Here is a 13009-nt window from a genome sequence, read left to right as displayed (position 1 = left end):
CATGCCGCCAGCGTTCAATCTGAGCCAGGATCAAACTCTTCAGTTCAAACCTGTTACTGTTTTTCGGTCCAGTTAAGGACCGGTCGCTCACTCAACGTACTGACGAATGATCATCCTGTCCGAAGACAGGAAAACCTTCCTTTAATACTAGTGTGAGACTTGATACTTTCGCTTATGCCAGATCCCGAAGAACCTGGCTCGCGTCGCGCATCAAGCGCCCACACTTATCGGCTGTTAATTTTTAAAGATCGATTACGCATTCACTACCGTCACAGCACCAACTTCAACCACCCGGTACCGCTTCGTTCTGCGTCGCTGCATCAGCAGCAGAGAAACGAGATTATGAAGAACTTTCGCTACGCCGTCAACAGGTTTCTTTAACTTTCTCAACCCGCTCACTTCGCGCAAAGCCTTGCCACTGCTGGCTCTCCCGCTCCCCGTGCCCCGCTGTCCGGAGCACGAAAGAGCGAGATTCTAGCGAGCCGGACCGTGCCTTGCAAGCGGTATCTGGAATTTATTTCAAGGCGCCTTTTCTATGCGTCCCGACTCCTCGACAGCCGGTACTTCCGCGTCGGATGCAAGTGCGCGCGCGGCCGAGGCGCCGATCGTCCAATCGTGCAGCACGGTATAGGCAACAGCCAGCAACGTCGGCCCAATGAAAACACCAAGGAAGCCGAAAGCAAACGCACCGCCCAGGATACCCAGCATCACCAGGATCAGCGGCATATCGCTACTCTTGCCGATCAGGATCGGCTTGATGACGTTGTCGGACATGCCAACGACCAACACGCCCCACACAACCAGAAATATTGCCCAACCCGTTGCACCGCCGTGATACAGCCAGACCGCCGCAGGCAACCAGACGACAACCGGGCCACCCGGCACAACTGACAGGAAGAACGTCGCAAGCCCAAGCAGCGCCGGCGCAGGGACGCCCGCAATCCAGCAACCGAAACCGGCAAGAATGCCTTGCACAAGCGCCGTACCGAGAATTCCGTAGACCACGCCCTTCACCGTGCTGCCCGCCAGCGTGAGCAGGTAGTCAGCACGTTCGCCGGCGATGCGCCGCATGCCAGCCCTCAGCCAAGCCGCAGCGCCCTCCCCTCCGGTATAAAAGAAAAACGCAAGCACGATACTCAGCGCCAACAATCCCAGACCGTGCGTAACGGCGATCGCAGCCGCCAGAATCCACTTGCCTGCCGGCGCCGCAAGTGCCCGCATTTGCGCGATCAGTTCAGAGTTGCTACTCGTTACATTCGTCCAAAAGGTCTCGATGTTCGAGCCAACCAGCGGGATTCGCCCAACCCACGAGGGCAGATCCGGCAAGCCAGCCTCAAAGAGCCGCTGCACCAACGCGACGATGTCGTGAACATGCGCGCCGAAAGCAAAGCCCGCATAAACGAACGGGCCAAGCACCACAACCAGAATGATGAGGACGATCAACGTCGCGGCCAGCTTCCGCCGCCCCCCGACTGCCGCAGTGAGCCGCCGGTACAGGCCCCACGAGCTATAACTGAGGATGGCGCCCCACAGCAGCGCGGTCGTAAAAGGCGCAAGCACCAGCAGGGAACCACCCACCAATATGATCAACGCGAACACTGCGGCGAGACGTTCAATCAGTTGGTCCGATTTCACTATGAATCTCCTGTTGTGCCAGGCCAAAGCGACGAATAGGCCTACTTTTGTCAGGCGCCCACTGAAGGCAGTCAGTATAGAAGCCAGTCACGCCCCCCGGGCATGTCTTATATCATCTGGCCAGGACGCCAAGCAACGTGTCTGACGACGCCCGCAACAGGCTTCTTGCTGATGCGGAAATGTCCCGATCCATCCGGCATAGTCAGCCAAATAATATGGCGGCATAGAAAAGACTAGAATATAAGGTTCTGTGCTCTCCCAATTTTCGGATTTATGCGCTCGCGAATCGCCAAACGTCTCCCCCCCGATGCCGACAAGCTTGTCGGTCTTTCGCTCGCGCTTTTCGCGTCGGGCAGCCGCACCGAGGACCGCTTCTGGGAAGCGAAGCTCGACGCGCTGCTGGCCAAGATCGTCCGCAACGCCAACCAGACAACGCTGGACGCCGCGCTCGATCATCTGCAGCAAAATCATCCTGATGCATATGGCGCACTCGCCGACATGGCGGAAACGCACAGCGAGTCGTTCATCATCGACCATGAAGGCGTTCCTTATGAAGCGCTGCTGATTGCCGCGCCGGTGCTGGCCTGGACACGCTACATGATTCCTTCCGGCCCGCTTAAAGCGGACGCGGCCGACGCGCTGCGGGCACACCTGCAGGCGCACGTGCTCGCGGCCAATACGCGTGTCGCCATGGTGCCGTTCCTTTACAGCATCGATCAACTGCCGCGTCACCACGTCGAAACCTGGCGTATTGCCCAGCAACTTGCTCAGGCAGCAATGGCCGGCGGCAACGTCAAACTCAATTTTGGCGAACTGCCGGAAACGTCGCCAATCCTGGCCGACCCGCGCTTTCTGCTAGCTGTAGTCGCGGCGCCAGTAGGCGAGCCGTCGTTTCGCTGGCAGGAAGAAGAGAACGGCAGCCGGATCGAGCGCGGCCAATGCCTCGAACAATGGGCAACACAAGGCGGCGCTAATCTGTCGCTGGTGCTGCCCGGATGTGAGTTCGAGTGTCTGCTGCCGGATGCCTACTATTCAGCCTGCCGCGACGCCGACGAAAGCGTGCGCCCTCATACGGTACGTACCGCCGTGCGTTATCTGTTCGACACGATCGGTACGGCGCCACAGGAATTGCGCGCGGTTGTCGCGGGCTTCGGCGAACGCCGTATCGACGAATACCGCGTCGGCTTCACGCGCCGAGGCAGCAACGATGTGATCTACGGAGTCGTGTGGCCACTTTACGGCCGCGAGAACGGCGAGCCCGGCATCGACGAAGAACCGCAAGAGACGGCTGCGTCAGACGACCCGCTCGAAGAAATCGTCGCATTGCTCAAGGAAACCGGCGTGACAGACGTGCGCCGCCACGCGGGCCGCTTCGAGCCGGAATATTGCGATGACTGCGGTGTCCCGCTCTACGCGGACCCGCTCGGCGAAATCGTCCACGCCGAAATGCCGGAAGACGCAGAGCCCGCGCAACCGCATTTCCACTGACCCAACTGGTGTCGGCGTCATTGCGCCGCACCTTCGACATTACGAAGCCCCGCCACTCGCGGGGCTTTTTTACGTCATTCCTCCTATGCCTTTTGGACAGGCCGTCAAATCGAAGGGAATTTGTCATCATAGTGCCGGTGGCGCATCGTCCTGCTCCCGGCACCCTCGCCGGCCCGCACGCATCGCGCCACCTCGCCCGATTCATCTGGAGACATGGCATGCGATTCTCAATACTCAACTCAGACGCGGAACGACGCGATGGACTCAAAGCACTGCTGCGGCAAATCGACCGGCTGGCGCGCTTTAACGAAGCACAGGATTGGCGTCAGATTGAACGTACGCTCAAGCGCCTGCGGCCCGACCTGCTCGTGATCGACTGGCAGGACTGGATGTCGGTTGACGATACCCGTCACCTGCTCAGCCATTACCCGGACCTGCGCATTGCAGTGCTGACCGACGAGGCCTCTCCAACTGCCGTGCGAGATCTAATGGACGAAGGTGTGCTCGGCGTAGTTCCGCGCGAAACCGACCCGTGCCTGATCGTGCGCGCTTTCGAGATGGTTCTTCTGGGCGGTCACTACGTGCCGCCGGGTGCGTTGGCCCTCAACCCTCCGCTACCGCCGGATATCGCCATCCGGCCGTTCGACGAGAAGAGTCCGCCACCGCGCCGGACCAAACTTTCCGGAGGCCTGTCGCCCCGCCAGGAGCAGATCATGCGTTGCGTCCACATGGGTAGCACCAACAAGATGATCGCGCGCACGCTCGGCATCAGTGAAGGCACCGTCAAGATCCATTTGACCAGCATTTTCCAGCAACTCGGAGCACCTAATCGCGCCGCCGCGGTCGCGCTCTACAACGGCTGGCTGTCGGCCCATTTGCAAGTACTGCGCAACGATGGCGAAAGCACGGCTCGTCCGGTAATGGGGCAAGCCGGCGTGGTCCCATTGCGGCGCCGCACACTGCGGCGCTTCCAGTATCCGTTGCCCGCGAACGACACGGCCGACACGCTGCCAATGGCAGCTGAGCCAGGCACGCCTTACGACGAGGCGCCCGTTGGGCCGACGGCAGAATCGGTTGCACAAGGTTCGGCATAACGTCAGCCGGCGCTCGCACCAGAATCGGAATGCACCCCTTCTGGCAGCGTTCGCGCCGGCTGGCATGGAATCCGCTCACACCTTTTCTCGTCCAACGAGTAATATGAGATACATGGGTTTCCTCTACACACCGCTTCCGTTCTGGGTCGCTGTCGGTGGCTGGATCGCCACTGCGATAGTGGTCGCGCTCGCGCTGTGGAAAAATCCTTTCAAACGACTTCAGGACGGCACACTCCAGCATGTCTGGCTCGCGATCATCGTCGCGGTGTCGGTGCTGTGGGCAAGCAATGCGTGGCTCGACGACGGCACCGTCATGCATCTGCTCGGCGCCACACTGGTCGTCACGTTATTCGACTGGGCGCTGGCGCTGATCGCCATGGCGATAGTCACCGGTCTCGCCGCCGTCGTCTTCGACGCCCCGTGGCAAGGCATCGCGCTAACTTTCCTCGTGTTCGGTGCGCTGCCTGTCGGCATCTCGACCTTGATCCAGCGCGCCAGCATCGCCTGGCTGCCGCGTAACCTCTTCATGTTTATCTTCGGCCAAGGTTTTGTCTCACCCGCCATTGCCGTGTCGCTCACGGCGGCCGCGGCACTCGGTGTTCACATCGCGCTCGCCGACGGTTCGATGACCGTAGTGCCAGCCGGCTACGCGTTCAGCGTGCTTCTGCTAGCCTCCGGCGAGGCCTGGTTCACGGGCATGTCGACAGCACTGATCGCGGTCTACCGCCCCGCGTGGGTTACCACATATGATGTGCGTCGATACCGATTGGGCGGGCCACGCACCTGACACGGGCGCGGCATCGAGCACGTATCTGCGGCAATCCGTCATCTCGGCACATACAGCGCCTGAGTCCACGCACCACGACAGGACAAAATATTTGTGTCAGGATTGAACTCATCCCTCCCGCCGGGCATCTTACGTGCCTCATGTCTCATTAGCGTCTAACGAACTAGATGGATCGCACCAACGTACCGCGCCGATTGCTGCGGCTGGTCGGCCGGTTAGCAACATTTGCAGCGGGTCTCTCGCTCATTTGCACTGCTCCCGCATACGCCGATCAACTCGAACAGCACAACGATCTCGTCAACAAATTTGTCAATGACATGCATGCAGACCCGCTCGTCGCGGACTGTGCTGCTCACGGCAATTTTGTTGCAAGTACATCAACCGCCTTCGACCATGTCGAATTTCCACCCAGCTCATTCGACAGCGCGCATGCGTCGGTCACGCCCTGGAACGATTCATTCGACGAGGGCAAGCAGCGCGTCAAGGTGGACAACATCGTTACCGTCGAAGGCCTCGGAATCCGTCAGAGCGGCGACGGGGACCCAGCCGATCTCAAGTTCCGCTGCGGCTACGTAGGCCCCCAGATGCTGGCGTTCAGCTGGAACGATCCGGTGCCACCGGCCCGCGCGCATAGCTCCGGCTCTGCGGGATCGCGAACGTCCTCAGGCAAGCACAAGAGCGTGACGAGCAAGCACTCCGCGAGCGGTAAAACTACGAAGAAAGCGACCGGAAAATCCTCGACGGCTAGCTCGGGAAAATCTTCGCGAGCGACTTCCAGCAAGTCTTCGAGCAAATCGACCGCGAAGAAGTCCACGGCGAAACAGACTCAATAACGGGCTTGATCCGCGGCCATTTCAACTGACCCGCGCCGCCGCGGGTCATGCGGCGCCTCCAGAAGCAAACGGGGCACACACTTCAGAGTGTGTGCCCCGTTTTTATATACAACGACAGGTCAGGCAAACGTCTCCACGTGCCGCAAAATCGCTTGCAGCATGGCGGCGCCCAGCGACGCACTACGTTCGCCGTTCCAACCCACCCGCTCGTCCGGCAGATTGGCGTTGTCCTTGAACGGCATCTCCAAGGTCAACGACAAACAACCGAATTCGTTACCGATGTACTTGGAAGCCAGCTTGAGCGCGTCCTCACGATACTTGCTCGCGGCGTAGCCGTACTTGTCCTGAAAATCCGGACTCGCATGCTTGAATGCTTCGATGAAGGCTTTCTGCTCCTCGGCCTGCCGCTCGGTGAAACCCGGCAGCATTTCGGAGCCGGCCACAAACACATACGGCAGCGCCTCGTCGCCGTGGATATCGAAAAAGAGGTCACAACCGGTTGCGTGAATCGCATCACGCACCACCAGCACCTCCGGACTACGCACGGCGTCCGGCTCCATCCATTCGCGGTTCAGGTTCGCGCCCGTCGCATTGGTGCGCAGGTTGCCGTGCACGCTGCCGTCCGGATTCATGTTCGGCACGATGTAGAACACCGCGTGATCGTAGAGCTTGCGCGCCACTGGATCGCCTGCCCAATCGCCCCAACCCGCGAGACGCTTGATGAGACCTTCAATAAACCATTCGGCCATCGTCTCGCCAGGATGCTGGCGCGCGATCAGCCAGATTTTCTTTTTGGGCGTATCGCCCGTTTGCGGTGTGCCCAGCGTCAGCAGAGACATCGGCCGGCCTTCCACGGTCCTGCCCAGCTCCGTCAGCGAGGCCTGCGGCATCTGCTGGACCGCGCCGAGAAACTCCGAGTGACGTTCTTCGCTATACGGCTCGAAATACGCGTAGTAGATGCGGTCGAAATCCGGCGTGTGGTCGATCGTCAACACACGGCCGTCGTAGGAAGTCGGCACGCGGAACCAGTTCACCCGGTCATAGCTTGCCACCGCCTGGTAGTCGCGCCAGCCTTCGGCAAACGCGCACGCCGCGGCATTTTCGAAGGTCATCACGCAGCGCTCGCCGGCCGCGCCGGACAGACGGAAATAAAACCACTGTGCGAATTCGGCGTGACTGTCGGACCGCACGCGCAGACGGATATTGCCCGCGTCTTCGCATGCCAGCACTTCGATCGCACCCGCGTCGAAGTTGCTCGTAATCGATAACGTCATGATGTTCTTCCCTGCTTGTGTGCGCCGCAATCGCTTAATCAGCGATACGGCGACGGAATACGAAAGTGGAATCGTTCGAGGCCTCGGCGTTGAACGTGTACCCTTCGGAGTCGAAGTCTTTCAACTGCTCGGGCTTGTCGAGACGGTTTTCGACCGCGTAGCGCGCCATCAGACCGCGTGCGCGCTTTGCGTGGAAACTGATGATCTTGTAGCGGCCGCCCTTCCAGTCTTCGAACACCGGCGTGACAATCGGCGCTTCCAGAAGCTGGGGCTTGACCGACTTGAAGTACTCACCGGAAGCACAGTTGACCAGCACGCGCGACGCGGCAGCTTTCTTCTTCAGTTGCACGTTCAAAGCCTGCGTGATCCGTTCGCCCCAGAACGCGTACAGATCCTTGCCGCGCGTATTGGCAAACCGCGTGCCCATTTCCAGCCGGTACGGTTGCAGCAAATCAAGCGGGCGCAGCAATCCGTACAGGCCGGAAAGCACGCGTACGTGATTCTGCGCGTAGTCCAGATCGGCCGACGACAACGTCCTGGCGTTGAAACCTTCATACACATCGCCGTTGAACGCGAGCACCGCCTGCTTGGCGTTGTGCGTGCCAAAGCTGGGCGACCATTCTGCGTAACGCTGAAAATTGAGGTGCGCGAGCTGATCGGAAATGCTCATCAACGAGCCGATTTGCTGCGGCGACAAAAGGCGCAGTCCGCCGATCAATTCGGCCGCATCGTCGACGAAATCGGGGATCGTGTGCTTTTTGACATGCGGAGGGGTTTCGTAGTCGAGCGATTTCGCCGGCGACAGAACGATTATCATAGAGGCCTTGCAGGCACGCCGTGCCTGGCGGTCAAAGACGAAAGCCAGATTGTAACGAATGCCCGGTTCCCATGCCTCACACGGCGCTTTGCGCGTCGTCCTCGATTCCAATGTCTGGATCGATATTCTCGTGTTCGACGATCCGCACACGCGGCCCATCCGTGCCGCGCTCGAAAGTGGCGCGCTCGCCGCGCTGATCGATGCACGCTGCCTCGCCGAACTCACCTACGTGCTCGACTATCCGCAATTCGTGCATCGCAATGTCGACAAGGCGGCGGCGCTTGCCGTCGTCACACGCCTCGCGCAGTTGGTCGAACCCGCCGCACCCGCGGAAGATGCCAGGCCGTTGCCCAAATGCAAAGACCGCGACGACCAGAAATTCCTCGAACTCGCGCACGCCGCGCAGGCCGATTGGCTGGTATCGAAAGACCGCGCGGTATTGAAACTCGCCAAGCGGATTGCGCGCGATTTCGGTTTCCAGATTGCACAACCGGCGCCGTTCGTCAGCTCCTGGATGGCAGACGGGCCAGCGCCCGCATGACCCTGGCCGGATGGCCGGCATCGGGACGACCGCGCGCACGTTGCGCCGCGATTCCCTACAATCAGGCTTCGTCCTTTTGAACGACGCCCCCTGTCAATTCGCCAACTCACTCGACCACGCTCCGGACAGCGCCATGAATGCACCGCACGACACGCCCATGAGTCCCTCGTTTCCGTCTCGCCTGCCGGACGTCGGCACGACAATTTTCACCGTAATGAGCGCGCTCGCCGCCGAAAAAGGCGCGGTGAACCTCGGCCAGGGCTTTCCCGACTTTGGCTGCGATCCCCGCATTGTCGACGCGGTCACGAACGCAATGCGTGACGGCCACAACCAATACCCGCCGATGGCGGGCGCAGCGCCACTGCGTCAGGCGATTTCGGACAAGATCGCGAACCTGTACGGCCGCCGCTACGACGCCGCCAGCGAGATCACCGTGACGGCGGGCGCCACGCAGGCGCTGCTGACCGCGATTCTCTGCACCGTGCATCCGGGCGACGAGGTGATCGTGGTGGAGCCGACCTACGACAGCTATCTGCCGTCGATCGAACTGGCCGGCGGCAAACCGGTATTCGTCACGCTCGAGGCGCCCGACTACGCAATCCCGTTCGACAAGCTCGCCGCCGCGATCACGCCAAAAACGCGGCTCCTGCTGATCAACACGCCGCACAATCCGACCGGTACGGTCTGGCGTGCTGAAGACATGCGCAAGCTCGAAGAAATCGTGCGCGGTACCAACGTGCTGATCCTGTCGGACGAAGTGTACGAACACATGGTGTACGACGGCGCACCGCACGAAAGCGTCGCGCGCTATCCGGAACTGGCGCAGCGCAGTTTCGTGGTGTCGAGCTTCGGCAAGACCTATCACGTCACCGGCTGGAAAGTCGGCTATGTAGCCGCGCCCGCCGCGCTCACAGCCGAATTCCGCAAAGTGCACCAGTTCAACGTCTTCACGGTCAACACGCCGATGCAGGTCGGTCTCGCGGAATATATGAACGATCCGGCCCCGTATCTGGATCTGCCCGCGTTCTATCAGAAGAAACGCGACTTCTTCCGCGCCGGTCTCGCACATTCACGCTTCAAGCTGCTGCCTTGCACGGGCACGTACTTTCAGTGCGTCGATTATTCGGCGATCAGCGACTTGCCCGAAGCCGAATTCGCACAATGGCTGACCGGCGAGATCGGAGTCGCGGCGATTCCGGTGTCGGCGTTCTATCACGAGGCCCATGAATCGGGCGTGGTGCGCTTCTGCTTCGCCAAGCAGGAAGCCACACTCGCCATGGCGCTCGAACGGCTGGCGCGGCTCTAGGACGCCCCGCGCGATGCTGCGAACGAACCCACGTTCCTCGCCATCGCGCGCAGCGGCCCACGCGTGCGCGGCACGCCCGGGTTCATTTCACCCGCGACCGCAAAGCCGCCACGCCTCAGGCCGGACGCGAGGCCGCGATATACGCCTTACGGTCGTCTGTCACGCGCTGCGCGGCCGGCCGGGCGTTAATCGCCTTCACATAGCTTTTCCAGTCCACGCCGGCGTCGAGCAGGAAGTCGCGGCCGTAGATGGTCTGCGTCGCCATGCCGACGAGCGGCAAGCTCACAAAACCTGCCATGTCGGCGACACTGAAATGCTCGCCGCGCAAATACGGCCCGAATTTAGCGATCCGCTTGAAGCCGGCGATGTGATGCGCGAGCAGCTTCTCGACACGCGCCTTGGTCGCGTCAGTCACGGTGCCACCGAAGAACGCTTCTTTGTAGAGATTGCGCGCGGTCAGTTCGAGATGCACATCCACGAACATGATCAACTCGCGCTCCTTGGCCGCTTCCCACGGATCAGTGGAGAAAATTGCCTTGTCGGGAAAGCGCGCGGCCAGATACTCGACTATGGCTTGCGATTCGCAAAGATCGCCGTGTTCGGTCTGGATGTAAGGCACCTTGCCGAGCGGCGAATGCTCAAGCAGCGCCTCTGCCTGGCTCGGCAGCACCAACACTTCCTCGAACGGAATGCCGTGTTCGAGAAGCACGAACTTCACCTTGTTGTAATAGTTAGAGAGCGCGAAACCGCACAGCTTGATCATCGGGTGTCTCCTTTCTTCGGGTTGTTTGAGACCGCTCGTCAACATCAAAGCAGCGGCCTTCGATCAATCATCCAGTAAATTGCACGATCGTGCTATTCTAAAATAACCATGGAGTCGACCATCACAATGACCTCTCGTCATTTCAGTATCGAGACTATCGGCATTGTCGGAACCGGTGCAATGGGCCGTGGCATTGCCCAGATTGCCGCACTGGCGGGCCTCACCGTGCGTCTTTACGACACGAATCCCGCCGCGATCGGCGCCGCGCGCGACTACCTTGCCGAGACTTTCGCCAAACTGACCGCCAAAGGCAAGCTCGATCAGGCCCGTTCGCTCGCCGCGCTAGCAAACGTGAGCGGTGCGCAGGTGATTGGCGATCTGGCCGATTGCGATCTGGTCGTCGAGGCGATCGTCGAAAAGCTCGATGTGAAGCAGGCCCTCTTTCGCGAGCTCGAGACGGTGGTGAGCGGCCGTTGCGTGCTGGCGTCGAATACCTCGTCGTTGTCAATTACGGCCATAGCGGCAGGCTGCACGAATCCGTCGCGGGTGGCCGGTTATCACTTCTTCAATCCGGTTCCGTTGATGAAGATCGTCGAAGTAATCGACGGCCTGCGCAGCGATCCCGCCGTCGGCGATGCGCTGATGGATCTCACGCGACGCATGGGCCACACGCCGGTGCGCGCGAAGGACATGCCCGGCTTCATTGTCAATCACGCGGGTCGCGGCATGAACACCGAGGGCCTGCGCATAGCGGGTGAAGGCGTTGCGAGCTTCGCCGACATCGACCGCATCATGCGCGAACAGGCAGGTTTTCGCCTCGGGCCGTTCGAACTGCTGGACCTGACCGCGCTCGACGTATCGCATCCGGTGATGGAATCGATCTATCACCAGTTCTATGAAGAACCGCGCTTCACCCCCTCGCCGATCACAGGCACGCGGCTCGCGGGCGGACTGATCGGCCGCAAGACCGGCGAAGGCTTTTACCGCTATGAAGACGGCAAGCAGCAAGTGCCCGCGGAAGCGTCCGCGCCGACCGAACTGCCGCAAAGCGTGTGGGTCAGCAAGCGCTATCCGCAAGCGCATGAGGCCGTCGTGCAACTCATCGTCAAGACCGGCGTCAAGCTCGACGATGGCGCTACACCCGCAGCGGATTCGCTGATCGTCGTAACGCCGTTCGGTCATGACGCGACCACGGCCGCCGTCGACGAAGCACTCGATGCAACGCGCGTCGTCGCCATCGACACCCTATTCCCGCTGGCCGCCGCACAGCGCCGCACGCTGATGACGACGCCCGCCACCAGCCGCGCAGCACGCGAGACCGCGCACGCACTATTTGCCGCCGACGGCATTCCCGTCACCGTGATCCGCGACTCGACCGGCTTCGTCGCGCAACGCGTCGTGGCGACCATCGTCAACATCGGCTGCGACATTGCGCAAAAACAGATCGCGACGCCGGACGATATCGACCTCGCCGTGACGCTAGGCCTCGGTTACCCGCGCGGGCCGCTCGCACTCGGCGATGCACTCGGCGCGAAAACGATCCTCACCATCTTGCGCAATATCTTCAGCGTGCTCGGCGAGCCGCGCTATCGTCCTTCGCCCTGGCTTGCACGGCGCGCACAACTTGGCCTGTCGCTAACGCAACGCGACGCTGCCGACACTCAAACGGAGACCCAACAATGAGCGCCGAACTGCTGACCTCGCGCCCGACCGAAAGCGAATCGACGCTGGTCCTCACGCTGTCGAACCCCGGCGCACGCAATGCGCTGCATCCGGACATGTACGCCGCGGGCATCGAAGCGCTCGAGTCGGTGGAACGCGATCCTTCCATTCGCGCGGTCGTGATTACCGGCGCGGACAATTTCTTTTGTGCCGGCGGCAATCTGAATCGCTTGCTGGAAAACCGCGCGAAAGATCCTTCGGTGCAGGCGGAAAGTATCGATCTGCTCGGCGAATGGATTTCGGCGCTGCGTCTTTCGTCGAAACCGGTGATCGCGGCCGTTGATGGCGCCGCTGCCGGCGCGGGGTTTTCGCTAGCGCTTGCGTGCGATCTGATCGTCGCCGCGGAAGACGCCAAATTCGTCATGTCGTATGCGCGCGTGGGCCTCACGCCGGATGGTGGCGGTTCATGGTTTCTCGCACAAGCATTACCGCGTCAACTGGCGACCGAGGTGCTGATCGAAGGCAAACCGATCGGCGCCACGCGCCTGCACGATCTCGGCGTCGTCAACAAACTGGCGAGGACCGGCGCAGTGCGCGACACCGCGGTCGCCTGGGCTGACGAGCTCGGCAAGATTTCGCCGAATTCGGTAGCGCGCATCAAGGGGCTCATCAGCGCGGCCGGTGCTCAGCCGCTCGCTGAACATCTGGTTGCCGAACGCGACGGCTTCGTCGCATCCCTGCATCATCGTGACGGGCTCGAAGGGATTTCCGCGTTCCTCGAAAAACGCGCTCCAATCTACAAGTGAACA

General features: G+C 61.0%; 12 protein-coding genes. 8 read left to right on the top strand and 4 right to left on the bottom strand.

The window, feature by feature from the left end; genetic code table 11:
* Positions 1-519: 519 nt before the first annotated feature.
* A complete protein-coding gene (locus KHO23_RS04460; RefSeq protein WP_211609797.1) occupies positions 520-1635 on the bottom strand; it encodes an AI-2E family transporter in 1116 nt (371 codons plus the stop codon).
* Between the two features lie 273 nt (positions 1636-1908).
* Between KHO23_RS04460 and KHO23_RS04455 the strand changes: the two genes are divergently transcribed.
* From KHO23_RS04455 to KHO23_RS04440, 4 genes are all read left to right on the top strand, one after another.
* Complete coding sequence (locus tag KHO23_RS04455) at positions 1909-3123, top strand: DUF2863 family protein (protein WP_211609796.1); 1215 nt, start codon at positions 1909-1911, stop codon at positions 3121-3123.
* A 218-nt stretch (positions 3124-3341) separates the two neighbouring features.
* Positions 3342-4217, top strand: a complete 876-nt coding sequence (locus tag KHO23_RS04450) for a response regulator transcription factor (RefSeq protein WP_211609795.1) — start codon at positions 3342-3344, stop codon at positions 4215-4217.
* 112 nt (positions 4218-4329) lie between these two features.
* Entirely contained in the window at positions 4330-5004 is a 675-nt protein-coding gene (locus tag KHO23_RS04445) for an energy-coupling factor ABC transporter permease (protein WP_211609842.1), read from the top strand.
* 167 nt (positions 5005-5171) lie between these two features.
* Entirely contained in the window at positions 5172-5837 is a 666-nt protein-coding gene (locus tag KHO23_RS04440) for a BspC domain-containing protein (RefSeq protein WP_211609794.1), read from the top strand.
* Positions 5838-5956: 119 nt separating this feature from the next.
* Here KHO23_RS04440 and KHO23_RS04435 read toward each other — a convergent pair whose 3' ends face one another.
* Together KHO23_RS04435 and yaaA are read right to left on the bottom strand one after the other, a co-directional pair.
* A complete protein-coding gene (locus KHO23_RS04435; RefSeq protein ID WP_211609793.1) occupies positions 5957-7111 on the bottom strand; it encodes a M14 family metallopeptidase in 1155 nt (384 codons plus the stop codon).
* Positions 7112-7145: 34 nt separating this feature from the next.
* On the bottom strand, positions 7146-7928 hold the full coding sequence (gene yaaA / locus KHO23_RS04430) for a peroxide stress protein YaaA (RefSeq protein WP_211609792.1): 783 nt from the start codon (positions 7926-7928) through the stop codon (positions 7146-7148).
* 58 nt (positions 7929-7986) lie between these two features.
* Between yaaA and KHO23_RS04425 the strand changes: the two genes are divergently transcribed.
* Both KHO23_RS04425 and KHO23_RS04420 read left to right on the top strand, forming a co-directional pair.
* Positions 7987-8469 (top strand): putative toxin-antitoxin system toxin component, PIN family, encoded by a 483-nt coding sequence (locus KHO23_RS04425; RefSeq protein WP_211609791.1) that lies wholly within the window; start codon positions 7987-7989, stop codon positions 8467-8469.
* Positions 8470-8602: 133 nt separating this feature from the next.
* A complete protein-coding gene (locus tag KHO23_RS04420; RefSeq protein ID WP_211609790.1) occupies positions 8603-9775 on the top strand; it encodes a pyridoxal phosphate-dependent aminotransferase in 1173 nt (390 codons plus the stop codon).
* A gap of 115 nt (positions 9776-9890) precedes the next feature.
* On the opposite strand, the gene KHO23_RS04415 is transcribed toward KHO23_RS04420, so the two are convergent.
* The gene (locus KHO23_RS04415) at positions 9891-10538 is read right to left on the bottom strand and encodes a glutathione S-transferase family protein (RefSeq protein WP_211609789.1); all 648 of its coding nucleotides are present in this window, start codon (positions 10536-10538) and stop codon (positions 9891-9893) included.
* A 126-nt stretch (positions 10539-10664) separates the two neighbouring features.
* On the opposite strand from KHO23_RS04415, the gene KHO23_RS04410 reads away from it, so the two are divergent.
* Both KHO23_RS04410 and KHO23_RS04405 read left to right on the top strand, forming a co-directional pair.
* Positions 10665-12221: a 3-hydroxyacyl-CoA dehydrogenase gene (locus tag KHO23_RS04410; RefSeq protein WP_211609788.1), complete on the top strand. Its 1557-nt coding sequence runs from the start codon at positions 10665-10667 to the stop codon at positions 12219-12221.
* Complete coding sequence (locus KHO23_RS04405) at positions 12218-13006, top strand: oxepin-CoA hydrolase, alternative type (RefSeq protein ID WP_211609787.1); 789 nt, start codon at positions 12218-12220, stop codon at positions 13004-13006. The genes KHO23_RS04410 and KHO23_RS04405 overlap by 4 nt, the downstream gene beginning before the upstream one ends.
* Positions 13007-13009: the final 3 nt, after the last annotated feature.

Origin of the sequence: Paraburkholderia haematera (assembly GCF_905220975.1) — a bacterium.
Taxonomy (GTDB): Bacteria; Pseudomonadota; Gammaproteobacteria; order Burkholderiales; family Burkholderiaceae; genus Paraburkholderia; species Paraburkholderia haematera.
Note: the sequence above shows the minus strand (reverse complement) of the source record. Positions and strands in the feature narration are given on the sequence as shown.